22 protein-coding genes are annotated in these 26,738 nt (G+C 51.1%); all 22 read right to left on the bottom strand.

The window, feature by feature from the left end; all coding sequences use genetic code 11:
• Positions 1-72 precede the first annotated feature (72 nt).
• The 22 genes from C7820_RS05580 to C7820_RS05475 all read right to left on the bottom strand — a co-directional run bounded on the left by C7820_RS05580 (position 73) and on the right by C7820_RS05475 (position 26,676).
• A complete protein-coding gene (locus tag C7820_RS05580) occupies positions 73-402 on the bottom strand; it encodes an antibiotic biosynthesis monooxygenase family protein (protein WP_116230089.1) in 330 nt (109 codons plus the stop codon).
• Between the two features lie 39 nt (positions 403-441).
• Entirely contained in the window at positions 442-1,323 is an 882-nt protein-coding gene (locus tag C7820_RS05575; protein ID WP_116230088.1) for an oxidoreductase, read from the bottom strand.
• A gap of 503 nt (positions 1,324-1,826) precedes the next feature.
• Entirely contained in the window at positions 1,827-2,390 is a 564-nt protein-coding gene (locus C7820_RS05570; protein ID WP_076169224.1) for a TetR/AcrR family transcriptional regulator, read from the bottom strand.
• 213 nt (positions 2,391-2,603) lie between these two features.
• A complete protein-coding gene (locus tag C7820_RS05565; protein WP_116230087.1) occupies positions 2,604-3,515 on the bottom strand; it encodes an SDR family oxidoreductase in 912 nt (303 codons plus the stop codon).
• A 205-nt stretch (positions 3,516-3,720) separates the two neighbouring features.
• Positions 3,721-4,221, bottom strand: coding sequence for a DinB family protein (locus tag C7820_RS05560; RefSeq protein ID WP_116230086.1), 501 nt, complete (start codon positions 4,219-4,221; stop codon positions 3,721-3,723).
• A 109-nt stretch (positions 4,222-4,330) separates the two neighbouring features.
• Positions 4,331-5,311, bottom strand: a complete 981-nt coding sequence (locus C7820_RS05555) for a DUF6528 family protein (RefSeq protein WP_116230085.1) — start codon at positions 5,309-5,311, stop codon at positions 4,331-4,333.
• Between the two features lie 13 nt (positions 5,312-5,324).
• The gene (locus tag C7820_RS05550; protein WP_116230084.1) at positions 5,325-6,125 is read right to left on the bottom strand and encodes a sugar phosphate isomerase/epimerase family protein; all 801 of its coding nucleotides are present in this window, start codon (positions 6,123-6,125) and stop codon (positions 5,325-5,327) included.
• Positions 6,122-8,551, bottom strand: a complete 2,430-nt coding sequence (locus tag C7820_RS05545) for a family 78 glycoside hydrolase catalytic domain (protein WP_181908941.1) — start codon at positions 8,549-8,551, stop codon at positions 6,122-6,124. Before C7820_RS05545 ends, C7820_RS05550 begins: the two co-directional genes overlap by 4 nt.
• Complete coding sequence (locus C7820_RS05540; protein WP_116230082.1) at positions 8,535-11,219, bottom strand: glycosyl hydrolase; 2,685 nt, start codon at positions 11,217-11,219, stop codon at positions 8,535-8,537. Before C7820_RS05540 ends, C7820_RS05545 begins: the two co-directional genes overlap by 17 nt.
• 7 nt (positions 11,220-11,226) lie before the next feature.
• A complete protein-coding gene (locus C7820_RS05535) occupies positions 11,227-12,111 on the bottom strand; it encodes a carbohydrate ABC transporter permease (protein ID WP_116230081.1) in 885 nt (294 codons plus the stop codon).
• 16 nt (positions 12,112-12,127) lie between these two features.
• Positions 12,128-13,024 (bottom strand): ABC transporter permease, encoded by an 897-nt coding sequence (locus C7820_RS05530; protein WP_116230080.1) that lies wholly within the window; start codon positions 13,022-13,024, stop codon positions 12,128-12,130.
• 23 nt (positions 13,025-13,047) lie between these two features.
• Complete coding sequence (locus C7820_RS05525) at positions 13,048-14,712, bottom strand: extracellular solute-binding protein (RefSeq protein ID WP_116230079.1); 1,665 nt, start codon at positions 14,710-14,712, stop codon at positions 13,048-13,050.
• Positions 14,713-14,924: 212 nt separating this feature from the next.
• The gene (locus C7820_RS05520; RefSeq protein ID WP_116230078.1) at positions 14,925-16,610 is read right to left on the bottom strand and encodes a response regulator; all 1,686 of its coding nucleotides are present in this window, start codon (positions 16,608-16,610) and stop codon (positions 14,925-14,927) included.
• A complete protein-coding gene (locus tag C7820_RS05515) occupies positions 16,607-18,361 on the bottom strand; it encodes a sensor histidine kinase (protein WP_116230077.1) in 1,755 nt (584 codons plus the stop codon). Before C7820_RS05515 ends, C7820_RS05520 begins: the two co-directional genes overlap by 4 nt.
• A gap of 333 nt (positions 18,362-18,694) precedes the next feature.
• A complete protein-coding gene (locus C7820_RS05510; RefSeq protein ID WP_076164501.1) occupies positions 18,695-19,021 on the bottom strand; it encodes an AzlD domain-containing protein in 327 nt (108 codons plus the stop codon).
• Positions 19,012-19,743 carry an AzlC family ABC transporter permease gene (locus tag C7820_RS05505; RefSeq protein ID WP_116230076.1) on the bottom strand — a complete coding sequence of 244 codons (732 nt, stop codon included), beginning with the start codon at positions 19,741-19,743 and terminating at the stop codon, positions 19,012-19,014. Before C7820_RS05505 ends, C7820_RS05510 begins: the two co-directional genes overlap by 10 nt.
• Positions 19,744-20,046: 303 nt before the next feature.
• Positions 20,047-20,463, bottom strand: a complete 417-nt coding sequence (locus tag C7820_RS05500; protein WP_116230075.1) for a RidA family protein — start codon at positions 20,461-20,463, stop codon at positions 20,047-20,049.
• A gap of 74 nt (positions 20,464-20,537) precedes the next feature.
• Positions 20,538-21,509, bottom strand: a complete 972-nt coding sequence (locus tag C7820_RS05495; RefSeq protein ID WP_116230074.1) for a helix-turn-helix transcriptional regulator — start codon at positions 21,507-21,509, stop codon at positions 20,538-20,540.
• Between the two features lie 165 nt (positions 21,510-21,674).
• On the bottom strand, positions 21,675-21,971 hold the full coding sequence (locus C7820_RS05490) for a putative quinol monooxygenase (RefSeq protein WP_116230073.1): 297 nt from the start codon (positions 21,969-21,971) through the stop codon (positions 21,675-21,677).
• A 204-nt stretch (positions 21,972-22,175) separates the two neighbouring features.
• Positions 22,176-23,060, bottom strand: a complete 885-nt coding sequence (locus tag C7820_RS05485) for a YwqG family protein (protein WP_116230072.1) — start codon at positions 23,058-23,060, stop codon at positions 22,176-22,178.
• Between the two features lie 210 nt (positions 23,061-23,270).
• The gene (locus C7820_RS05480) at positions 23,271-25,526 is read right to left on the bottom strand and encodes an ATP-binding cassette domain-containing protein (RefSeq protein WP_116230071.1); all 2,256 of its coding nucleotides are present in this window, start codon (positions 25,524-25,526) and stop codon (positions 23,271-23,273) included.
• Between the two features lie 169 nt (positions 25,527-25,695).
• The gene (locus tag C7820_RS05475) at positions 25,696-26,676 is read right to left on the bottom strand and encodes an aldo/keto reductase (protein ID WP_116230070.1); all 981 of its coding nucleotides are present in this window, start codon (positions 26,674-26,676) and stop codon (positions 25,696-25,698) included.
• Positions 26,677-26,738: the final 62 nt, after the last annotated feature.

The raw sequence follows: 26,738 nt of genomic DNA, 5'->3' as shown, positions 1-26,738 counted from the left end.
CCAAGTGAATGGCGGTCTTGATAGATCAGAAAAAAGATACCGCGATGTGCACGGTATCTTTTTTATCGTTTTTTATTCGCCGGCTGCTTCAAATGTCGTGACAATTTCGTACATCCCCGGCTCAAACTTCGCTATTTTCAAAGCTTCCTGCAGATACGGAAGCGGCCTAGGGTCATTTCGCATGGCTTGATAATCCTCTGCGCTTCTCCATTGGGAATACATCGTAACCTTCGTTCCATCCGTACCTCGATAGAGAATACAAGATATAAATCCTGGGGCGTATCGTACGGAAACATTCGTTGCGTCGGTCAGCAGTTCGATCAGCCGTTCCTGATTTGCCGGTTCAACGGTAAATACATTGATCAGTGTCAGAACCTGGTTATTCAATGATATTTGAGTCAAGATGTCATCTCCTTGTTGTTATAAGTGGATCCGCTTATATCATGACTCCGGAAGCGCTTGAATCATGCGCGAAACCTCCGGATCCAATTCTTTTGCCTGGTAGTCCGTGGACAGGCTAAGTTTCTCCCAACGCTTGGTTTCTTCCAATTTGCCCTTATCTACCGCGTTCGCAATCGCAACAGCATCGCTTCCGAGCAGTAAGCGGAGCGGCGGGTTATCCTCATTCACGATGGAAATGATCGCTTGCGCAGCTTTATCGGGATCTCCGTTCTCCCTGCCGGTAGTCTCCCGAGCATGCTTCAAATGATTGCCGACCGTGTCCTTATAATCGTCGATAGGCTCGATATGCTTCATTGAGGAACCTGCCCAATCGGTACGGAAACCGCCCGGTTCGATCAGCGTAACCTTTAACCCGAGCGGTCCAACTTCTTTCGAAAGCACCTCGGAAAAGCCCTCTACCGCCCATTTTGCCGTTTGGTATGGTCCTAGACCGGGCGCGCCGATGCGGCCGCCGATCGAGGAGAACTGGACGATATGTCCGTGACCTTGCTCTCTCAGGTGCGGCAGCGCTGCTTTCGTTACGTTAATGACACCCCAAAGGTTCGTTTCCAATTGAGCCCGGAAGTCATCCATCGGAGTTTGTTCAATGGAAGAGATATTGCCGTAACCCGCATTATTCACTAGTACATCCAAACGCCCAAACGTTTCGAAGGCGGCTTGCACGGCAGTCTCAGCCTGCTCAAACCGGGTTACGTCCAGCTCAACGATGTGGACTTGGCTGCCATAGCGTGCTGCAAGATCGGCGATTTGTTCTGTATCGCGGGCTGTTGCCACCAGCTGATCTCCTTTTGCCAGTACCGCTTCTGCAAGACTGCGTCCAAATCCCCGGGAACTGCCTGTAATCAGCCAAACTTTACTCATATCAAAAATGCCTCCTCAACATAGGTTTGGAATGTTCGTTCCAAAGCAACTATAACTCAGACATTTCCTTAAGTCAAGAATTTTTGGAATATGTATTCCATACGAACAAGTTTGACTCTATTTACAATCCGAAGGCTAGATCGCTGAAATTGTTCCGTAAACATGATAAACGGGTGGTTTCTAAATTGTAAAAGGCTGCATCCTTCCTTTGTTTTATTGAGTTACAATCAACATAGTAGATAAGGAAATTAAGAAAGATGGAATAGTAATTCCAATCCAATGTTTTAGATTCAAAGTGCAGTTATTGTCCATATTGGAATATATATTCTAAATTTCACCGCTTTGAGATCGCCGGAAACGACACGATTAAACACCCCAAAAGAGCCAAAGAGGATAACAGATGAGGGCAGCTGAAGTTAATTTTGATAAGAAATTCATTAATCGAGGAGTCAAGACAACATAAAAACAGCCTATGAAGGACCGCAGCGTCCAAAAGGCTGTTTCTACACGAGTATAGCTTTCCATGAGGCTTCCAGCACTTGCTGAACCTGGACCTCGTCTAACGGATATTTCTGAATATAGTACCCTTTCACGATGGAAGAAATGATCCCATGGATGAGCTGATGGCATAAATGAGGGTCCATTTCTTTCATGATTCCCTGCTTCTGGCCCTCAACGATCAAAGAAATGACCACATCACTCGAATGGAGGGCATCGCCCATGTTCCGCAGCTCCGGCGAAATATACGGGGAAAAGGAAAAGCTGTCGATAAACAGAAACTCTTTGGGTGAATCGATGCCGAACTTCAACCTGTTCAGCTGCAGGCATTTAAACCGCTCATACAGGCTCGCATCCGGGTTATAACCGCGAAGGAGGTACTCCCCCATATGTGTCCGCGCTTCTTTGTAAACCGCATTCACCAACTCTTCTTTATTGGCAAAATAGTTATATACCGTGCCGGAACCTACGTTGGCTTTCTTAAATATTTTGGAAAAGGTCACCGACTGCAGCCCCTCTTCATGGATCAAATCCAGCGTGGCCGCCATTATGTCCTGCTTCTTGCTCATGTATTCCACCTCTTGAAACAACATTAGTACGGGCTTGAGGGAGATGTCAAGTTCACACCACCTAATAACAATGTTGTCAAGCATGACAATGATAGCAGAGAGGGGCAAGATGTACGTCAAGTATCCGGGATTCGTCATACCGTTAAACGCATAAAAAGCCGCAGTTTATGCGGCTCTTTAAGTACGCTTTTCATGACATCAAACTAGCAGCGACTAACGATATCCAGAGGCATCTGCTGGTTTGCCTGCCTCCTGAACTTCTACAAGGTACCGCCAGCAGTCCGGCTGCGAACCGTCGAGGTCCGTAAAACCATAGACTTTTGCGAGCTGACCGCTTGACAAGGACTTCCCGTTCCACCGGGCAGCTTCCGGATCGCCAGCTAATGCTGCAACTGCACGGCCTACATAACGCGGAGATTCCGATATGATGAAATGGGGTTCTTTTTCGGTAGCATCACGCCAGTTTTCTTCTTTCACACCGAAATGATCAAGCATGATTTCAGAACGCATCCAACCGGGCGTCATGGCCACTGCGGTACACTGATAAGGCGCAAGTTCATGCGCAAGTGATTGTGCCATGCGAATGACTGAGTTTTTGACTAAATCATAAAACATCGATATGCGGTAATTGTTATGATTGTACTCAGCGGTGCCGTCCGTCATTTCAACCACCAGTCCGTTCTTATTTCTGATCAACAACGGCAGGGCAAAATGGCTTGTAATCAAATGCGTGTCGATGCCAAGGCGAAGCATACGAAATCCACGTTCGAGGGAGTGATCCCATACGGGCACATTCCAGTCTGCCAAATTTTCAGCGCCCCATACGTCATTGACCAGAATATCCAATCTCCCCTGCTCTTTCTCAATACGGGCGATAAGGGCCTGGACCTGCTCAGGCTGGAGATGATCGACTTGAACGGCAATTCCTTGTCCTCCCGCAGCATTTACCAGTTCTGCCGTTTCCTCAATCGTTTCAGGACGGTTGTATTCGGATCGTTGTTGGCGCGTCGTTCTTCCTGTGACGTATACGGTTGCCCCTGCTGCCCCTAATTCGACTGCGATGCCTCTGCCGGCGCCTCGTGTTGCTCCAGCGACCAAAGCAACTTTTCCACGTAGTGGTTTCATATCACGTATCACTCCTATCGTTGATCTAACGTTCAATATCCATGATATATCCTAACTACGTCAAACCTTGTCGTATATAAAACTGAATTTCGCAAGATACGAACTACATTGTCGCCAGGAAGACATCATAACATTCGGCCAAAAAAAACAGCCGCAGCGTACGGCGATTCATGCCGAAGCTCTGCGACTGTAAGCTTAGTCTTCTTTATGATTGGCCATTTTCGTCGGCCGAAGGACCATAGAGGCCCGGTACCGGAATATCGAGAAGCCGCAAATATACCCCGAGCTGCGCCCGGTGATGGATCATATGGCTTAATCCGAAAGTACGGAGAGCGTTAGCACGAGGTTGGCGAAGGATGATATGGTCGCCGTTACGCAAGGTCCACTCATCGCCAAGCGCTTGCTCATCACATTCGTCTAACAGCTTGTCCAGCTTGACGACGTTTGCATCAAATTCATCCAGGATATCCTGTCGACTTGTCAGAGCTTCCCGCCGAAGCGGCACGGTCGATAAATCCAATTCCGGGCTTAGAAAAATCGCGACCTGCCAGTTCAGCAGGTTGATCAGGTGCGTGGTCAGTCCGCCAAGCGTCATCGATTTCTCATGCGGCTTCCATGTCATATGCTCCTCGGGCAGGCGCTCCAGGATGCGGCGCGTAATGGCCAACTCATGCTTTGCATCACCGATGATCAATTGTTTTACCATGAATTCCCTCTCCTTTCTTATAAGACAAGCATACTATAACACCCAGTAAGAGGAAAGGTGAGGGTAAAAAACGGGAAAGAGCTCATGGCTCCTCCCCGTAAATTCGTTTTTATTGATAATCCGAATTCCAAATCCGGGCTTTATAGAAGGCTCCGCCTGTAACGAGACGCTGATCCGCCGGCTGGTACAAGTCAACCGCATCCGTGGTCCAAGTGTACTTTGTGCCTTCTTTCTGGTTGGTCATCACAACTTGCCCGGAAGGCTGGTTGCCTACACTCTTCACCCAATGGTGATTGATCTCAGTGGCCCCCGGATAATCTTCAGACCAGGAATCCGTGGATTTGCTGAACTGATACACCTGCGTATTGGAGGTCACCCACAACTTGTCGGTATCTCCATAGACCGCAAAGAGGTCGTGGCCCCAATTGGTGGGCAGCCGCTTTCTGTGAACCTCCTCCAGAACAGGCGCTGCCGGTGTTCCTTTCACTTTCAGGGCAATTAAATCGTAGTCGCCGACGGCCCACAGTACGTCTTGAGCCGGATCCCACAGCACGCCGTGCGCACCAGGCAGCGAAAATTCGGTATACGTTGAAGAATCGGCTCCCTGCGAAGCCGTATAGACCCGCACCCAACCGCCGGCACTCGCCGCAACCGCTACGTTGCCGTCCGGCAGCAGCTCGGCTGCATGCGGGTTACCGCCTACGATGACGCCCCATGCTCTGCTGTTGCCCGAAGGATACGGAACAAGCGCTGCAAGCCCTCTGGAGTCGGTCACAACCATAAATTTGCCCCCCGTTTTACCTTCCCGCAGCTTCACGTCGGATGGCAGACCCCAGCCTTGCAGCAGTCCGCCAAAACCGTTTTTATCTGTGGGCGCCCAAGACCATTTCAGTGCGTTAGATTGATTCCAGTCTTCCTTCTCGGGATCGTAAACACGAATCTCCTCCGAACCCTGATCCGTCACGGCAATCCAATAATCCTTGTGCAGACCGGGATCGGCTGAAGCATGGTGATTCACCATCGTGAACGTTACCGCGGTCATCATCAGAAGCAGTAGACGGGACCTGATGCTGAATTTTCGAATACTCATGTTTATAACCTCCTCATGGGTTAGAAATTGCGTCAAGGATATGGTGCCAATTGACCGTAATGGCCTCGGGATCCGGGTTTCTGACTTCATGCATCATGGGTCCCTGGTAGCCTGCTGCAACAAATGCATTAAGGATTTCATTCCATTCCAGGTTCCCTGTTCCCGGCATCCAATGCTTTTCGTCCGTTCCGTCATTATCCGAAATATGCGTCGTCACGATCCGGCCGCCCAGTTTCTCAATGAACTGCTGCGGTTTTTCCTTAAACAAATGATTGACGTCGCAGCATATGCCGAGTTCCGGATTACCATCGGTCAAAAACTCCATTTCATCCGCCGAATGCCCGAGACAAGTGCGCGGGAGGCACTCCGCCGCCAGCCGAAGACCGCTAGCGGCCGCTTCTTGAGCAAGGAGAGCGAGCGTTTGTTTGGAAGTCTTTAAACGGAGCGCTCTTTCTTCCGGTGGAACTGGTTCCCAGCTAGGGTGGTATACCAGCGTCCCGATCCCCCAGTCCGCAGCATAACGGAACAGCTGCCGGACTTTGGCGACGACTTGTTCCAGGGTGTCCTGATCTAGACTAGACGGGTCCCATGCCGTGCCGAAAGGAATGTGCAGCGACCAGACGTCAATTCCCAGACGCCGGGCAGCAGCTACCACCTCATCACACTTCATTTTGACTTCCGGATCGAAAATATCCAGCGGCTGCCACGTCAGTTCGATGCACTGGATTCCAGATTCGGCCGCTTGTTTCAAATCGATCGGGTTGGCCAGGCTGAACGAGGTGCCCAGCTTCCAATTTCCCGGTTTGCGGTTCATGCATTTCCCTCCCGATCCAAACTCGTTTCAGAATTTCCAGCAACGGGGCATGACAAACGGAAAGCTCCACCCTGCGGCATGCTGCAGCTGCTGCCATCTGGCATAGCAACGAGAAGCGGCGCACCTTCCGGCGATTCACCGGAAATATGAAATACGCCGTCCCCGATGAACCAATTCGCTCGAACCGTTCCTTTGGGGGTTATCGCTTGCCCCCGCATATCCTGCAGCGACAAGCAATGCGGTTCGATCCGGATCGTTTCCCAGCCGGGTGCTCCGGGCTTCACCCCCAGCAAGCAGCGGGTGAATTCGTACAGAGGCAGGGCGCCCCAGCCATGACAGTCACTGCGCTGCATGAAGGGATCCTCAGGCCAGGTGGTCAGGTTCAGTTCCAACAGGTCGCGCCACGGCTTCCACATCTGCTCCGTTTCTTCGTATAGTCCTACCTTTTCTATCGCCCTGAATAAATAAAAAGACATCGCATACGAGCACGGCAGCAGATCATCCCGATCCATCATCCGCCGAATTAACTTCCGTCCCTGCTCTCCAGAAGCGAGGCCGGTCAGCACGGCCCAGACTTGGGCGTGTTGGCTGTACTGTTCGCATTCGGGACCTTCACGGTACAATCCTGAAGATTCCGACCAACATAGCTGCTGCAAAGCCTGAAGCACATGCCCGGCCCGCGCCTCATATTCGTGTGCAATCTCAAAGCGATTCCCGAGTCGGCTTAATCTTGCTGCGGACTGAAGCGCATAGACATACAGGAGATTATGGATCGTAGAAGGACCGGTAAGCGTCGCCGTCGGCGCGCCGTGCAGTTCATCCCATGCTTCGACCCAATCGATAAATTCCCAATAGCCTAACCGGTGTACGAGTCCCTGCGGCCCGAGCTTGCGGTCGTACCAGTCCAGAACCGAGTCGATCGTGGCCCGGTAACGCACGGCAACCGACGGATCACCGGTTTGCCAGTAATAATCTTCAACCATGAGAATCCAATGGAGCGAAAAGGCAGGAATGACCTGCGACTCCATGCATGGATACCGCGCTTGGAGAATCCCCTCCGGCAGCAGTGAAGCATGGTAATCGTCGATGGCCCGGCGAGCCAGGCGGGAGTCTCCGCTGACGGCATAAGTGAAAAGAATTTGCAGCCGGGTATCCATGGCATACTGTAATTGCTCGTAATAAGGGCAATCTTCATAGGTTTCATGCATGCATCGCTGCAGTGTTCTGACGCTTACATCCCATAATGGACGAATCCAGGCGTTGGAGGACACAGCCGCTGATTGGACATCCAGCGGATATCCCGTTTCCCTGAACTCCGGGGGGTCAATGACCAATGGCTCGTCACAGGTCTCCACCTCAATTTGCATGAAGCGGAAGGTACGGAACCAGAACGGCTCGTAAGTCTCTCTGCCGCCTGACGGAAGGTACACGTCCTGCTGCCCGATCAGATCATACCGCATTGCATCGTCCCGCTTGCCCTTTAGCGGGAAGCCGCCTTCCCGGTGCTTGGAAAAGCTTTCAGCATACAACAGTGCAACCCGGCTGCCCCGCCCGCCAGACAGGGGGAGGATGATATAACCTGTCATAAGCTCGCCTGCGTCAAGAACTACCTTCCGCTTCGAATGCGGGGGGATGACAGCCGGCTGCGGCTCCGCTGCGCCTTCAATGAACGAAAACAGCTCACCGTTTCCTTTCTTTACATCAACTTCACTCCTGAACCGGCGACTCGTCTCATAGAGGAGCGGGATGGGACGCTCCATCAGCGGAAACGGCGGAATGATGCCGTAAGGTCTGCCGTCCGCCTTCCATCTTCGGATCGGAATAAGCCATTTCCCGTTCTCCGCACTTCCCGGAAGGTTCCAGTGACGAGGCAGCCGCGCGCCATCGACCCGCTCCATTCCCCCCATAAAATGCGTGGGCCCATACGCTTCCCAGGAAACCGCGTCATCCAAACAGACCAGCCATCCGTCCCCAGGCTTGCCTGTTGCAAGATCCGCCAATATTTCCCCGTCTTCCGCAACGCAGCGTCCGCTGGCGATCAGGCAAGGACCTGCTGCGTTGGACGTTACGCTGAAGGGTCCTCCCCAGCCTGGCGGCTGTGCTTCATATGGACTGTATGCCACCACTTTTACGGCAAGGACATTGTCGCCTGCAGTCAGGTATGAGCTTACGTCAATCGTTTCGTAGTAATGACGCCAGCGATCCCCCTTGCATGGGCCTGAAAGAACGGCTTGCCCGTTGATCCATAAGCGGTAGCGGCTGTGGGCGCTGATTGACAGCACAAGCGTGGCCGGTTTGACCAGTGAAAACGAACGGCGGAAATAGGCAACCTCGTTGCGTGCAGCGTTATGTTCATTTACGTGATCCGGATCCGAGCCCCGGGCAGATAGCCACCAAGCATCCGTAAGTTTACTGACGATATCCATTGCGTTCACTTCCAATCGTATGATGGAATTCCAGCCGAACCGGCCCGAGAAGCCCGCCATCCTCCGGGATCGAGAACTGTTCACGACGCTCTTTCCAATCCGGGCCCGCGTCCTCGAGTACTTCCGCCTTGCTCATGAGGTTCGATACGACATTGGTGACACATACCTTAAACCGGTTCAAGCCGGGGGTTAGCCATGACGTCACATCAAAGCGGTATGGCGGAACAAAGCTGAATCCGGCTGATGTGCCGTTCACCTCCACCTCGGCAATTTCCTCCACCTGACCGAGATCCAGAATAACCCGGTTCAAAGCCTCCAGCTCGGACGGCGGTACATCCATGGTCCAGGTATATGCCAGTGTACCGGAATAAGAAGGATCCAAGCGGAGCCACGACGGTAACCCGCGCCTCGCTTCTCCCTGCCAGTCAAAGTGAATCTGCCCGCTGTCTATGTCAATGACACCGCTTTGCTGCCCGCTGCCGATATAGGCCGCCGGCACGGGACCCTGCACTTCTTCCTGGACATCGAGAACAGATGGAATCAGGATCAGCGAACGGTATGGCGGAATCCGCAGGTGAAATTCCCGCTCATGAGCCGTGTCTGGTGAAATCCGTGACCGCAGATGCCATCGTTCGCCAGTCAATGGCTCCCAGGCATACAGGGCATTTACATCCGGTTCCCCTGGCAGGCGGATCCATCCGTCAACAGCGGTTTCTACATCTTCATTGCTGACCATCCATAGAGATTGGTTCTCCCTGATCCGGTGAAGGAAGCGCAGGTTCTCCCGGCCGCTTCCTTCAAAAGGAAGCTGTGCGGAAATACCGCTGTGGCGAAGCAATTCCGGCAAATCGGACGGGCTACCTGCCAGATGCATACCTGTCCCTGATAGGAACGGTGACCGTGGCATAGCTTCCTGCTTCCGTTTCAAGACCCTCGCCGGTTGACGGTTTACAAACATTACGGGAACGCCCGACTGAACCACCTCATGAAGCTTATGAAGCAGCTCTTCCGTTACGACCTCCGTCCCGGGAACAACGACCGCTGCGTAGCTCTCGCTTCGTATCTCCAGCCGGCCCCCGGCGATTCGGGACAGCAGCAGCTCTTCCTGTGGTACGAGGTCGTAGTCGTATTGATTCTCCTGGAGCACCTGCTGGACATCCTCGATCGGGGTCGATTCGCCGGCATAGCCGAGAGCCCCTGGATATAGAAGCAGCAGCGATGCGACATGCCTCCCTTCGCGAAAAAAATAAGAGAGCCGGTTCACATACTGGATATAGGCCGAAAAGTATGGCCATTGCGGATTTAGTCCCCCGTCGTAGAAATAAGGCGGGCAATCCAGATCGGGCCACTTCGGATTAAAAGCATGCAGGATAAAATGATTGATCCCCCGCACGGCCTGCCAATCGGTCAGCCACTTCATCATCCTGAGGCCCAGATGCCAGCCGTAGGCCCCAAACGTCTCCGACATGGCCAAATCGTCTTTCAGGCCATAGACATGGGCAGCGGAGCTGGCCAGCTTAGGCAGCCCCCAGTAATCCCGATTCCGGTGACCCGGAATAATCTGGTTGCAAACGACGTCAATCCCGCCTTCATCTGCAAACCGGGAAACTTCAAAGAAGTCGCCTGGCCCTTCCGTGGTCCGCTCATGGAACATGTACCTTTCCCCATGATTCGGGCTCGCTTCGTGTTCGTACCAATGCCCGATGTATTTCAGCCCATGATTACGGCACCATTCGTGAATCGGTCGGCAGTAAGTATCCGCGTACGCTTTATTCAGAAAATCATAGTAATCGTAAATAAAAAATTCGCTGCCCTTGCTCTCCCCCTTCAGCCATAATGCCGGCAAAAATCGGATCGGATCGTATCCTTTCGCTTCAATAAACCGTCGACGCAGCTCATAGCCCCAAGGTATTTCCTGTTCAAGATTGAAATAAGCCGGTTCGTCAAAGAAAAAACCTCGGACTGGATTGCCGAAATACATCCCGACTTCTCTTTTCGACGATTCATACACGCGGTCAATGAAAGCTTGCACGGCTCCCGGGTGAAGGGGGTCGATGTAGTTATCGGTCTTATCTTCGATGAGAAAGCAGACGATCCACTCTCCCGAAGGGACGTCCCAGTGGATGCCGTGCACGATTCCGTGCATGTGCGGTGAATCGGGGCGGTGCAAGCGTTCGGTCAAATCAACACCCTGCTCGTAACCGATCACCCCCTCCGACATCGGGTAGGCATATACACTCATCACAACAGACCGGCTCCGGTGTGTCCATGGAGGCATCAGACTTACCCGATTCAGCGGCCCGCGGTAGCGTATATATTGGAGGCGGATCGACGAACGCCGAAACGCCGGGTCGAGCTTCTGGATCGTATTGCCCGCCACGCCGCTCGGATACCATTTTTCATCGAACAGGTAGGCACTCACCCCGGCTTCCCGGCACCATCCCAGAATCAGCTTCAAGTCCGACCACCACTTCGGCCCAAGATAGTCCCAATGGGGTCTCGACTCCAGCGTCAGCTCTCCGATTCCCGACCCGACGGCCAAGTCGAATGTCTTCCGGAGCTCTTCAGGGCTTTCCGTCCCATGCAGCCAAAATAAGGTTCCCGTCAACTTCGGAGGCTCCAGGAAGTGATGGCTCCATGAATCAGGTACACGCATGTTCGTTATCATTGTTTCGTCATCCTTTCACGCTGCCCATAACAATCCCTTTAATAAAGAAGCGCTGCAGGAACGGGTACACCAGGATGATCGGCAGTGCCCCGAGAAAAATCTGGGCCGTTTTCACTGTTTGTTCCGATAAATCCTGAAGCAGCGACAAATCGGTTGAAGTCAGCATCGTGAGGTCCTGACCGACAATGATCGTTCTCAAATAGCTCTGGAGCGGGTAGTTTTCCGGCGAGTTCATCAAGATGAGACCGTCAAACCAGCTGTTCCAATGGCTGACAATCGTGAACAGCCCGATCGTTGCCAGCGCAGGCAATGACAGCGGCGCATAAATGCGCCAAAGCGTCGTCCAATGGCCGGCTCCGTCCATAAAGGCGGATTCCTCCAGCTCCTTGGGCAGCCCCCGGTAAAAATTCAGCAGCAGGATCACGTTAAAAACCGGAACCGCCCCCGGTAATACGAGCGCCCAAATTGAATCGAGCATCCCCAGGGACTTTATCGTCATATACCAGGGGATGAGGCCGCCGTTGAACAGCATCGTCAGGACGAGCAGCCACGCGTACATCGTTCTCCATTTGAATTTCGATTTCTCTTTTGCCAGCGGATATGCGGTCAGAATGGTAAGAAACATGCTGATGGATACGCCAAGCACGACACGTTTCAACGTGATCCATAATGCAGTTAGAAATTCAGGCTTTTTCAATACGTATTCGTAAGCGCTCGGCGTAAATTGTACCGGCCATAATTTGACCAATCCGCCCATCGCCGCTGCACTGGAGCTAAATGAGACCGAAAGCACGTGAATAAGCGGCAGCAGGCAGAGGACGGAGATAGCGAGAAGAAACGTGTAATTGAAAGCCACAAACAAAGTGCGGCCGATTCCCCGTTTTTGAACCATGAAGTCCCCTCCTCCGTCAAAAGATCCGGTATCCGGCAAACCGGTAAGCCAACAGGTATGATGAAGAGATCAGCACAAGGGACACCACGGATTTGAACAAGCCTACGGCCGTCGCCACGCTGTATTGCGCATCGATCAATCCGATCCGGTATACGAATGTATCGATGATATCCCCGCTTTCGTACACCTGCGGACTGTACAGATTGAACACCTGGTCGAATCCGGCATTCAGCACATTTCCCAGACTTAGCGTCGTCATCAGGACGACGACCGGCAAAATACCGGGGATCGTAATGTTCAGTGTCTGCCGCCAACGGCTTGCACCGTCGATCTCTGCCGCTTCGTACAGCGACTGATCAATTCCAGTAAGCGCTGCCAAATAAACAATCGTACCGAAGCCAAAGTCCTTCCACGTATCCGTGGCAACCAGCACATACGGAAACCAGTGATTGTCGCCCAGAAAATAAACCGGATCCATTCCTAACCAGCCGAGAAACTGATTGAGAATCCCCTTCAGCGACAACACATCGATCAAAACACCTCCCAAGATGACCCATGACAAAAAGTGGGGCAAATAGATCAGCGTCTGGATCATCCGCTTGATCCTCTCTCTAGCCATCTCATTCAGAAGGAGCGCCACCGTGATCGGAACCACAAGACCTGCGATAATTTTCATGACGGCAATAAAGATCGTGTTGAATACGATTTGGGATATGCCGGGTAGATGATATACGTAGAGAAAATTGTCCAAGCCGACCCATTCCGAACCGAAAAAGCCCTTATTCGGGTAAAATTTCTGAAACGCGATGACGATGCCCACCATCGGCCAATAGCTGAACACGGCAAGGAGGACAAGCGCCGGCAGAAGCATAAAGTGAAGCGGCAGTTCATGCCTCCATTTCTTGAATGTCATTTCATCGCCTGCCCTTCTTTGATTTACTTGACCGATTTGGCCCAGTCATTAACCTCGTTAGTCATATCGGTCCCGCCAAGCTTTTTCCAATCCTCGACAAATTTATCGAACGCACTGATCGGTTCGCCCATAATAACCTTGGTAAATGTCTCCAGTTCCATTTTATCCAGTGTCGCTTTCTTGTCCCCCATGCTCTCGGTCGGTGCTCCGAAAAACTCGTTCATGAGCGGCAGGTTTTCCTTTTGATACTGGTTGATGACCGCGAATGAGCTGGATTCGCCGAACACCCTCGCCTGATTCCATTGCTTATTGTCACCGTTATTAAATTGCTTGATCTTCTCGTAAGTCGTCAGTTGTTCTCCATTCAGCTTGGATGTGTCCCCGGTTTTTAAGCTCTCGATGACAGACAGGTGAACATCCAGGTTTTTCGTTGGAGACCAGGCATTGAACGGCGCATGCTTAAACAGCTCGATGCCATCCGGGGAACTGAAGAAGTGGCTGAAATCCGCCTTCTCACCCCAACCCTTCTCGATAAACAAGTTGACCATCTGCATGACCGCTTCGGGATTTTTGGCGCCTTTTTTGACTGCATAATACGCGAATACCGGATTTCCGACTTGCGGCCTTGCCGGATCGGAATCAACGGAGACGATTTTGTAGGCCTCCCACTCCATCTGCGGATCCAGGTCTTTACCTTTCTGGAGCGGATTGATCGGATTCCACATCGCTCCGTAATACAGCCCGATTTTTCCTGCAACCGCATCCTCGCCCGTCTTGTTTCCGTCCTTCACGCCAAACTCCTTATCCAGCAGCCCCGCTTTGTACATTTCCTGCAGCTTCAGCAGCGCCGCCTTTGTCTCAGGCAGGATGGAACCATAGACTAAACTGCCGGAACTATCCTTAATCCACGCTCCGGGATAAGCATGGAAACCGTTAAAGAAGCCGCCAAGACCCATGATGCCGCCGCCGACGATGCCCTTGTTGATCCCCAGTCCGAAGGTGTCGCTTTTTCCGTTTCCATCAGGATCCTGCTTGGCGAAGGCCTCTGCGATTGTATAGACGTCATTCATCGTTTTCGGCTCCGGCAGCTTCAGCTTCTTGAGCCAGTCGGTCCGTACCCAAAGGACGTTCGCTCCATCAATGGACGAGTTCGTATTCGGAATGGCCATCAGCTTACCATCAAATTTGGCGGAATCGAGCTGTGCGCCATCCATAAATTGTTTGGCCAGCGGAGTTGCATACTTTTCATAAACGCTCGACAAATCTTCGACCATATCGGCGTCTACCAATTGTTTGAGCTGATTTGCGTTAACCGGGATAATGTCGGGAAGATCTCCTGACGCAATCATGACGTTCATTTTCTGGGTCGCATCATCACCGCTTGTAGCGATCCATTTAAATTTCAGATTGATGCCAAGTTCGTCCTTATAGGCACGGGTCCACTCGTTATTCTCAAGGGTATCGCTGCCGGCAAACTTTACTGAAGCATCCGCGGTTCTCACCGTAGTCACTTCGATTGGCGACGTGTACTTGCTGAGCGGCCCTGCAGAAGCTGCTGTGGAAGCGGCCTTATCCGAGCCGGCATCTGGCTTGGTATCCGAAGATTCGTTGGTGGAAGAACCGCAGGCCGATACGACAATCATGGAGCTGACGGCGAGAAGCGCCAGCATAGCTTTGACTGACTTCATGAGTACCCTCCCATTTCTGTTATCGCTTTTCAGCCCTCGTGATCCACGGGTTACCACTTGCCGAGCTCTGGACAAGCGCCCTGTCGACCGGTGATTCTAGGCCTTACCCCTATTATAAAGTGACGTATTTAGCCATCCCATAATAAGAATTGCACATTACTTGCTCGAATTGCACGACATGGAGCACTGCTGTGAAATACCAGCTCCATCATTTATTTAAATCTGGTCGGCTGGTGCTTTTCTCTGAACTCCTGGGGCGTACTGCCCGTTTTCTTTTTAAAAATCCGTGTAAAATAGGCAGGGGATTCAAACCCTACTTTTTTGCAGATTTCATGCATCTTCAAATGGGATTCGACGACCAGTTCTTTTGCTTTTTTGATCCGTTCGTCAGTGATATAATCAGGCAAATTCACGCCGGTCATTTGTTTGTACAATCTCGACATATAATAGGGATTCAGATGTACAAGATCCGAGAGCGTCGTCAGGGACAAGTCGGAGTCCAGATGTTCTTCCACATAGCGGTTCAACCTGGATACCACTTGATTCGTATGCTCCTTTTTCTCATCATCACGCGCTTCGATCAGTCGCAGTGCCGCATGAATCAAATAATGGAATGCGTCTTTTCTGGTCGCGTGCAGCTGATAATGAGACACCCGGTCCATCTCTACTTCCTCTAGCGCCGCATGATCCACAGCCCACCGGTTCAATTGAGTCAACAGATGCGAAGCGATGGCGTAGTAAATTTCGAGAAAAAAACCAACATCCTCGTAAAACGGGTCCATCATACCGGACAGTAAGGAAAGCAGCTTATGCATTTCCTGCTTCTCCTCTTCAGAGACGTAGTCGTTCCCCGACCATTTTCGAACCAATTGACGTATCGTTTGCTTCTGAATTTCGCTTTCATCCACCGAAAAATCTCCCGATTGTTGGCCTTCGATCAGGATGGTCTCCTGGCCGATTCCCAGCCCGCGGCTAAGGCCTGCGCGCAGCTTCTGATATCGGGCCGGGATTTCTCTCCATTCCACTCCTTCTTTAACAGCCGCCAGCGAAAGAGGAATCTTCAACAGCTCCAGGCTCGTCGACTGGATCATTTCCAGGGTGCCATGAACAAACCTGATCGTTCGGGACCATTCGTCCTCACGGTTTGCTGCATGGGTTGAACCCCATTCCAACAGTAACTTAGGCTGAATCAGCCAGAAAAAGCGGTTATGCTCTACATCGACGGATTGAAGCGCACAGGAAGACAGGTATTCCTTCGCAATATTATGGATGGCAAACATCATATGCGCTTTGTCCGCAGCCTTTGTCATTTGAATGGGCCAGCGGTCGACCCTCCCCATAACCAGCATGACCTTCCCGTCAAGCGTAAGTGGAATGGATAGACTCTTCAGCAGCTCGGGCTTCAGCGATTTCAGCGGCTGGATTCCTTCGCAAAATCCTTGAAGAATTTCTCTCTGCAGCGCCGGTACGGCTAGCTGGAACTGCTCCGAAGCTTTATCGAGAAAACCGGCATTCATTCGTTCGGTTTGCAGCAGCTCGATCGCCTTTCGGACGCTGCGCAGCAGCGTTTCGTCGCTTTCGGTCTTGAGAATGTAATCCATGCACTGATTGCGAATGGCCGTCTGCGCGTAATTGAAATCCGGGTGCCCGGTCAGAAAAATGATTTTGCAGGCCGGCCATCTCTCGTTGATATGCTCCTGCAGCTCAAGGCCGGTCATCCCGGGCATCCATATATCCGACAGCACGATGTCAAACCGGACCGCATTCAGCTTCTCCAAGGCTTCATCTCCGCCATAAGCGCGGTGCAGATCCAATTGCAGTTCTTCTTCCTCTTGCAGAAGACGATAGATTCCGTCAACGATAATGGGTTCGTCATCAACAATCAGCAAACGATTCATATTCTGTCCTCACCCTCCGAAGGAATTGTCATTTCGACCCTTAACCCGCCCAGCTTGCCCCTCGACATCCGGAGACCATAGCGATCACCGAATTTAATTTGAATTCTTCGATGGACATTGACCAGTCCCGTCGTCTCAAGCGGGGGTTGCCCCGTCCCAAGCTTGGACTGCAGCTCTCTTAAACGTTCATCCGTCAATTCGTCCCCATTATCCTCCACAGCGATCACAATCCCATTGGCGGCGTCCTCAAAGGTGATTTCGATCATGCCGTCCTTCTTTTTGTTCACCAGCCCATGGTTATACACATTTTCGACGATCGGCTGAAGAATCAACCTTGGAACTTCCCGCTTCTTGTAAGCAGACGGCAGCTCACCCAGCTGTACGGAAATACGGTTCGAAAACCGGAAGGATTGAATATCGACGTACGTCTTGACAAACATCCACTCCGCCTCGAGCGTCACTTCCCCGTCGCCGTCCCGCGTGACGAATTGGAAGTATTGCCCCAAGTATTGAGCGAACGTGGTCACGCCTTCGTAATCCTCGTTTTTGGCAATGCGTGAGAGTGTAAAGAAACTGTTGTATAAAAAGTGGGGGTTAATCTGCGACTGCAGCTGCCGGAACTCCGACACCTTTGCCCGGTATTTCTGCTCGTACACTTCGTGAATCAACACGCGGATATGTTCCAGCATTGCATTGAATTGAACGTAAAGGTATGAGAATTCATCCTTGAAACGGTAGGAAACCACATGGTTGAAATTCCCGTGTTCGACCGAGCGAAATGCCTTCACCAATGTCCGCAATGGCTGATGTATCAATCGATAAATGATGTAGGAGAAATAAGCAATGATAAAAATCGAGATGATGGAAAAAAGGCGAAACCAGAACCGGTAGGTATTCAAAGGTCCCAGCACGCTGTCCTGAGGCAAATAGGTCAGAAGGACAGCATTCATGGTCGAGGAGTGCTCATAACTGATAAAATAGACTTTCGATCCGATTTCAATCGACTCTACCCCTTTCTGGGACCCGGAGCTGATTTTACCCGTAACCCAATCACGCAAGCCCGTTTCCGTCTCAGGACGATGCAGGCTCGAGAGGCTCCATTGGTTGCGGTCGTCGATCAGCAGGGCGCCGCCTTGAGCGTTGTCAATCATGTCGCCCAGCGCCTTGACGATCTCCTTTTGATCAATTTCTATATCGACGAGATAAGAGGGTTCTTCTTCGGACAGAATGTTTTCGGGGTAAGGCATACTGATAAACAAGCGGTTTTTCCAGGCGATAAACGGCGAATATCCCCGTTGTTCCGATGTGCTCAGCACGTTGAATTCATCCTTGGGGATGATATCCACACCATTGTTGGATGAGATGGTCCGATCCAGCATCGAAATATGAATGCTTGCATTGGTAATGTAACTGCTGGATGCCTTCAGGAGCAGCATCTGCTTCTGCAGGCGCAGCATCGCCTTCGTCCGCTCGTAATCCGGCATGATCGAGGCAGCCACGCTGAGCTTACCGATATCATCGTCCGTAATATACTCTCTGCCGAGCTTGATCATTTTACTGAAGTCCTGGTCCAGCGAAGCCAAGTAAAAATGAACTTTTGCCAGCATGGAGCTGGAGATTTCCTCCTTGACGGAGTTCTGCCCGACCCGGTTCATCTGGGCGCTGACTGCATAGAGAGGAGCCACGATAAACAGAAAAGTAAGCACCAGCCTCAAGTAAATGCTCAGTTTGGGACGTTTGATCAACGACATGGGCACCCCCGTTTTTCTGCTTGTCCGCCATGGACAATGATGGTTAGGATCTCAACATTCATTCTATCGCCGCAGGAATATTTAGAAAAGATAAAGAAACACCCGCCGGCTGTATACCAGCTGGTGGATGTGGGAGGTTGTTTTATTTGCTATCCGAGACTTGCGCCTTCATTGTAGATTGTGTCATAGAAAATTACCATAATAATCATTCGTGTTTTGTTGTCTGATTTGGAGCTCTTTGCGGAATACGCCGAATGAACATGAAAAAGACTGCCGGTAAATGAAAATCACCGACAGTCTTATTCTTTGAGCAGTTCCGTTCCCGTCATCCGCTTACAGCACAAACCGGAGTACCATCAAGGAAAGAATGCCCACCACTACCGTTCCTAATAAACTTCGCGTCAGGATCGCCGTCGCAAAGGTAGGGATGGCGGCCAAAATTTCAACGTAATGCTGTAAAATATGGACCTTTCCGTCCGTCGTGAACAGCTCCTGCGCGATTAATGCCGCCATAACGGCAACAGGTACGTAATTAAGCCAGCGCATGGTCCACTCAGGCAATTGCATACGGCTCAGCAACACGAGCGGAAGAACGCGCGGAAGAAGCGTGACGACGGAGGCGCCCATGATCGCCAGCAGGATGTGCCATCTTATTTCCATTTTTCCACCACCATTCCAATGGCAGCCGCCACGATGGTTGCTATAATAACCGCCACACTCCCGGATACAAAGGAGCCCGCTCCGAGCACGATCAGAACCGCGCAGACGGCTACGATGAGATCTTTCCGGATAATCCTTCTGCTGATCATCTGGAGGACAAGGAGCCCGATAAACATGGCGGTCAGTGCAAAATCAAGGCCGTATTTCTCAGGATCGGTAATCCACTTCCCGAAAAACGCTCCCGCGATGGTGGCGATGATCCAATTCAAATATGCGGTAATATTAAGGCCGTGCATCCATTTTTCACTGAGGGAGCTGCGATTCATCGCCTTATTCATGGCGACCCCGAAAGTTTCGTCTGTAAGCAGCGTGCCGATTAACATCGTCTTGAATGCGGAAAGGTGACGGAAATAAGGCGACATAGCTGCGCTGAGCAGCAGATGGCGCAAATTGACGATGAATACCGTAAGAATGATCGCTGCCGCCGACCCATGCGCCGCAATCATGCCCGCCATAATAAATTGTGCCGAACCGGCATAGATCAAGGTGGACATCAAGGAAATTTCGAGGACGGATAAACCGGAGGTTTTGCCTACAACACCTGCGGCGAATCCAATGCTTAAGTAACCCAGCAGCGTGGGGATGCAGTCTCTGATCCCCAGCAGCAAGCTGTCTTCTTTCACTTCGATTTCTTGTTGATGGAGTTGAACATTCTCTGACACGTCTTTTATCCTCAATTCTTCTCTGTGTTGTTCGTTGTTGAGCCGGAAAATAAACTAACGTTGCGTCTCTAAGTGTGGTCACAGCCCGGCCAATTCGTACGTTATACTATCCTTTTTGTACATTATAACACACAATTTATCGGATGCGGTGTATTAAACTTGGATGGAGTTGATATAATTTCAGATTCCATTCGGGCTATCCTGCCTCTGTTCTATTGATCCTGTAACCCAAGCAAAATCAAAAAAAACGGCCCCCTTCGTACCCAGTACGAAATGGAGCCGGAGTCTGATTTCATCCGCTGCTTAATCGTTATCTTCAATGACAGCAATGCCGTCGATTTCAAGGAGAACGGATGGGCGGGCGAATTCCGAAACAAATAGAACCGTGACCAAAGGAGGATGTTCTAATTCACCCGCTATCTCCTGAAATGCTTTGTAACCAACTCGGGGATCGCTTCCGCTGACTAAATAAATACTGAGTTTAACCAAATTGGCGAAACTTGCATTTTCAGATGCTAGAATCGTTGCGATATTATGCAGCGCCTGCTTGGTCTGTACTTCCAAATCACCGGGTCCAACAAGTTCGCCTGACGCATTAACGGCATTTTGCCCACCGATATAAATCGTTTTTGCCTTTCCGCTTACGGTAATCGCCTGACTGAACGCTTTGGATTGGAATAACCCCTCCGGGTTTTTATGCTCCATTCTGAATGTAGACATTCATCTTCCTCCTTCAAGATTCATGGTTTACATTCATTATAGGCATCTTCACTGACAGCCCCCGTCAGTGAAGTTCAATTTTCATCATCCGCATACAGTTCGGCGATTTGACAGGCCATCGCTTTAATTTGATTTTTCAACGCGATCGGCTCCAACACCCGGATGCTCGTTCCAAAGGTAAGCAGATATCTCGGAAGATATTTGTCAATCGTTGGGGTGTCAATGAGGAACCGTGCTTCGGCGTCGGTACGTTCCGTCAAATAGTGATGCATATGCCAGTGGCTGCATATCGCATCCAGACTCCTCGTATCTCCTTCAATTCGGATTAACACCATCGGTCCTTCCGCTTCTCGCTCCTTGTGCGATTGTTCGCGGAAATAGTCCTCTGTCGAGAAGTTCTCCGGCGTGGTGAAAAAGGCTTCCGTCCGAAATACACTCTCGACCCGGTCCACACGGAAAGTCCGAATTTCGGAAGATTGGTGGCAGAATGCGATGAGATACCATTCGTTTCTGCGGAAGGTCAACCCATAGGGATCGATACTCCGCTCTTTGGCCGAATCGGAGTTTTCTTTACGGTAAGCGATGAGAAGCGTCTGCCCGTCCAAAATCGCCTGCTCCAACTGCCGGAGCATAGGAACAATACCCGGATGGGACGCGGAAGAGATGACACTGAAGCCGCTCGTCAGACGCTGCAGATCCAGCATTTGTTCTTCATTCAAACTGTGTTCGATTTTTTCCAGCGCTTGCTCAAGTTCATCCGTATACGGATACCCGACCCCCTTCGCGAACTTCGATGCGTCTACGATCGCCTTGAGTTCTACCGACCGAAAAAATAAAGGCGTTTCCTTGAAGGTCTCCAATATATAGAACCCTCCGTCATGCCCTGAATCAGCAACAATCGGAACGCCGCTGGCGCTTAATGCATCGATATAGCGGTAAACCGTCCGAACGCTGATCTCCAATTGATCCGCTATTTGCGCGGCGGTCAGCTTTTTTCTGGATTTAAGCATCCATAGGATGGCCAGCATGTTATCCCATTTTGCCAAGATGAGGTACTCCTTCCAAACCGTATTCTTCAAAAGTATACCGTTGAAATGAGTGCGGAGGAAGAGTCTTTATAAAAGGGACTTCTACTGAATGACATTTAACAGATAACAAAAAATCCCCAACCTCCAATTGGGGAGATTAGGGATTAGTTCAATTCGCTTTCGTTAAGCCTGCGCAGGCTCGCCCTGAAAAACTTTCAACTCCATTGGAGAAGCCAGCAGCGTTTTGGCAGTCTGCACGAATGCCTGGAAATGGTCGCTGCTGTTATGCGCCTGAACGGCTCCAAAATCCTTCCAAATCTCCACCATTGTATAATGGTGCTCCTGCTCCACGGATTTGAACAATTCATAGCTGATATTACCCTCTTCCGCTCTGGTAGCAGCAAGCAGGCTAGCGGCTTCCTCCAAAAAGCGTTCCTCTTGCTCCGGCAAGATGTCAAGTTTGGCATGAACGATGATCATGATGTGTACTTCCTTCCTTGATGTTTTATAGTGCTTATTCAGTATTGGCTTATATTATTACTGCAATCGGGTAAGCATATCCTTCAAATTTGCCATTTCCTCATCGTTAAACTCTTCAGGCATCGACGTGCGCAGCCTTCTGCAGGTAGGATTGGGTCATTACTTCCGAGCTTCCATGCTTTTTTCTACTCGAACCGCTGCACCCTAGCTCGAATAAAGGGAGCAGTATGTACGATCAAAATTGCCGGCCAGCAAATCTTCCTTCCGGATGAAAAACTGCAGTTCCCCGGCATCCCACCAGCAAAAACCCACATCATCATCGGAACCTAGTGCCAACAGCAATAGGGTATCCCTGATTTCCTGCTGTGCCCGATCCGGGTCACCGTTCAGGTGCCGAGTGATCTGCTTCAGCGCCTCCGTTTCGGAATAGTTGTATTTTTCGCCGGTCAGCAGCTTCAGTGCCGCTTCGTATTCGCAATCGCCATGCTGGGTTTCGGGATAGCCGAACATCATCGCCAGGTCATTAGAGCTGTATCCGGTCAGCTCGAAGCAAAGCTCCTCGTAATGTTCGTAATCATGCTCATCGTCTTCCACCTGCTCGTCATCCACATAACCGTAATTAGGCGGCTCCAGGGTGGACCTTGCCGACACCTGGTAACCCGTAAATGCGTCTTCCAGTGCCGTCACTTCCGGTGCATGCCGCCGCTGCGCTGCTTGAAGCTGACCCTCCTGCAAGTAGAGCACTTTATGCTCAATGTCATAAGCCGGTTCATCGATTCCAATGAAAAAATAAAGCGCGCCGTTTGCCGGAAGGCGGGAAGCTTCATCATAATCCATCAGCTCACGCAGCCTAAGCTGGGCCAGGAACGTCATGGGAGTTCCCTTTGAATCCACAGGCCATTCCACATCAGTTGGTAGATCCGGATCACCGCCGATCCTGGAACAACCTGCTGCCTTGTAATCTTCTACCCTATTTTTGCTCAAACGAATGCCTTGGCGAACGTTTTCCTTTAGATAATCCATTGCATGCCCGAATTGCTGTTCATGGATGATCCGCTTTAGTTTATTTTCGTTGTTCTCACTTAACATCGATTGCCACCTCCTCATTGCTGTGAAGTTATTTGAATCCCTTATGATCAAGCCGTCGCAGAATAACTTTGATTTTATCCCGAAAACAAACTTCTCAGGAAGCCCTGTCTCGGGGCTTGATACGTTCTTAAATCTGATATAAGCCGCGATTTACGCGGCTTTATCAGAAGATAGTATAGGTATTTACTTTCACGTTTGTTTATTGAATGGTTACCTCAAGTATTTTCCCGTGATCGACTGCTCCGCATGGATAATTTCTTGCGGCGTGCCTTCGAACACCACCTGTCCGCCCTTGCTGCCCCCGTCCGGTCCCATATCGATGATCCAGTCCGCCTGGCTGATCACTTCCAGGTTATGCTCAATGACGATCACCGTATTTCCGGCATCCACCAGGCGGTTCATGATCTCAAGCAGGTGGCCGATATCCGACATATGCAGGCCGGTCGTCGGCTCGTCCATCACGTAGATGCTGCCTTTCTTATGCAGCTCGCTAGCCAGTTTGATACGCTGGCATTCCCCGCCAGAGAGCGTGCTGAGCGGCTGGCCGAGGGTGATGTAATTCAGTCCCACATCGCTCATGGCCTGGAGCTTACGGACGACCTCTTTGATCTGGAAAAATGCCAATGCCTGCTCGACCGTCATCTCCAGCACTTCGGCTATGGACTTGCCATTCAGCTTGTATTCGAGCACTTCTTCCTTAAACCGTTTCCCTCCGCAAACTTCGCATGGCAGCTTCACACTCTCGAAGAACGAAAGATCCAAGTACACCACGCCCAGCCCTTGGCAATTCTCGCAGGCCCCTTTGGAGTTAAAGCTGAATAAGCTTGGACTCACCTTGTTCGCGGAAGCAAACGCCTTGCGCACATCATCCAATATGCCTGTATAGGTCGCAGGGTTCGAACGTGTCGACACGCCGATTGCCGATTGGTCGATGACGATAGCGTCTGGATGCTGACTGAGGAATACATCGTTAATGAGGGTACTTTTCCCAGAGCCGGCGACGCCGGTTATAACGTTCAGAACCCCGGTTGGTATATCGACATTCACGTTCTGCAAGTTATGCATATTGGCATTCCGGATGGACAGTTTTCCGGATGGCTGCCTGCAATCCTGCTTGAGCTGGAGCTGACGCTTCATATGAGTACCCGTCAATGTGCCGGATTCCAACAGACCGGAGTAGCTTCCTTCATAGACGATGGTTCCTCCGCGGCTGCCGGCATGGGGACCGACGTCGACGATATGATCCGCTACTTTGATGACATCGGGATCATGCTCAACCACCAGGACGGTGTTGCCTTTGTCGCGCAGCTTCTGAAGCAGTTCATTTAACCGGTGCACATCGCGAGGATGAAGTCCGACACTGGGCTCGTCGAAAATATAAGTGACATCCACCAGGCTCCCGCTCAAGTGCTTCACCATTTTGACGCGCTGCGACTCTCCGCCGGATAAAGTATCTGTCTCACGGTCCAGCGTCAAGTAATCAAGACCGATATCCACCAGATGCTGCAGCCGTTCCGTCAGCGACTTGACCATCGGCGCTGCCGCGGCATCGTCAATCTCCCGAATCACGCGAATGAGATGCCCGACTTCCATGGAAGACAGCTCCGCAATGTTGTGTCCATGAATTTTGCAGCCCAGCGCCGCCTGACTAAGCCTTGCGCCGTGACAGCTGGAGCAGGGCCCCTCGGTCATGAACGGAGCAACGGTCTGCTGCGTGCGTTCGGACTTCGTTTTCACGTCCTGTTTGATATATTTGTTGGTGAACTTCTCAATGACGCCTTCGACGGTAATATTGGTTGCCTTTCCTGCGAAATCCATTTTCACTTTCCTTGCCTTGCCATACAGCAGCTGATCCAAGTCTTCATCCGAATAATCGCTGAGCTTCTTATCCGGATCAAAGGAGCCCGACTGGATGAGCATGTTCCATTCCCATCCGTCCACCGTATATCCCGGCAGCATAATGGCCCCTTCCCTGAGCGACTTGGACATATCCACCGCTTTGCTCATGTCGACGCCGAGGCTGCGGCCAATTCCGTTACATTCGGGACACATGCCTTGCGGATCGTTAAACGAGAACATGTTCGCCCCTCCGACATAAGGCTGACCCACTCTGGAGAAAAGCAGCCGGAGTATGGGTGAAATATCGGTAATGGTTCCCATTGTGGAGTGGGACCCTCCGCCCAGCCGCTTCTGATCGACTATGACAGCCATGCTCAGGTTTTCGATCGCATCCGCATCCGGCTGCGGATATTTGGGCAGGAACGTCCGTACAAACATGCTGAAATTCTCATTCAACAATCGCGTAGATTCTGCGGCAATCGTATCGAAAACGATCGATGACTTGCCGGATCCGGATACCCCGGTGAAGATCGAAATTTTCCGTTTGGGTATTTGCAGGGAAACGTTTTTGAGATTGTTTTCCCTCGCAGCCGAGATGACGATATATTCCTGATTCGATTCGCTCATGGCTAACATCCTTCCGTTCGTGATCATTTCTATTTATTCCATTCGTATTGTACCATTCATTGCCCGAAGAAAGTCTATGAATCGTGCAAAAGATAGTCTTATTAAATGGAATAATCCCCTGACCCACACAAAAAAAGACAGCTCAGCAAGTGAGCTGTCTTTTCTTTTTTTACTGCGCTCCAACGACCGGATGCGGAACATACGGTTCTTCCAGAAATGCAATCTCTTCTGGAGATAATTTAACGGAAAGCGCACCTACAGCATCCTCAACCTGGCCGATTTTCGTCGCCCCTATGATTGGAGCAGCTACCGATTCCTTTTGCAGCAGCCACGCTAGAGCGATATGGATACGGGGTACACCGCGTTTCTCTGCAATCGAGGCTACTCGCTCAACGACCAGCCGGTCTACATCCGCCGTCGCATCGTACTTGGATTTTTGGATTTGATCGGTCTCCGATCTGTGCGTCGTTTCCGACCAATCTCGGATCAGCCTTCCCGATGCTAAAGGACTGTAAGGGGTCACCGCTATTTTTAGATCCTTGCACAGCGGCATCATCTCCCGCTCCTCCTCGCGATAAATGAGGTTCAGGTGATTTTGCATGGAGACAAAGCGCGTCCAGCCATGCTTCTCTGCCGTATACAGCGCTTTTTGAAACTGCCACGCATACATGGCGGAAGCACCGATATATCTTGCCTTTCCGGCCTTCACTACATCATGCAGAGCTTCCATCGTTTCTTCAATCGGCGTGTTGTAATCCCAGCGGTGGATGATGTAGAGATCTACATAGTCGGTGCCTAGTCTTTTCAGGCTTTTATCAATTTCGCTCATAATCGCCTTCCGGGAGAGCCCCCCACCGTTGGGGCCTGGATGCATGCGCCCCCAGACCTTGGTAGCGAGGACAATCTCGTCCCGATTCGCATAATCCTTTAATGCGCGTCCAGTGATCTCTTCGCTGGTTCCCCCGGAATAAACATTCGCTGTATCAAAAAAGTTAATCCCGAGCTCGAGCGCCCTTTTAATGATCAGGCGGCTTTGCTCCTCATCAAGCACCCATTGATGCCCTCCCGGCTGCACTTCGCCGAAGCTCATACAACCAAGGCATATCCGCGAGACATCCATCCCCGTATTACCGAGCTTCATGTAATCCATAAATCAGGCCTCCGTTTCAGTTGTTATGTAAGCCCTAATCGTCGACTTCCATTATAATTCCC

The sequence above is a fragment of the Paenibacillus sp. VMFN-D1 genome, assembly GCF_003386155.1.
Classification (GTDB): domain Bacteria; phylum Bacillota; class Bacilli; order Paenibacillales; family Paenibacillaceae; genus Paenibacillus_AQ; species Paenibacillus_AQ favisporus.
This window is presented reverse-complemented; position numbering and strand designations above follow the sequence as displayed.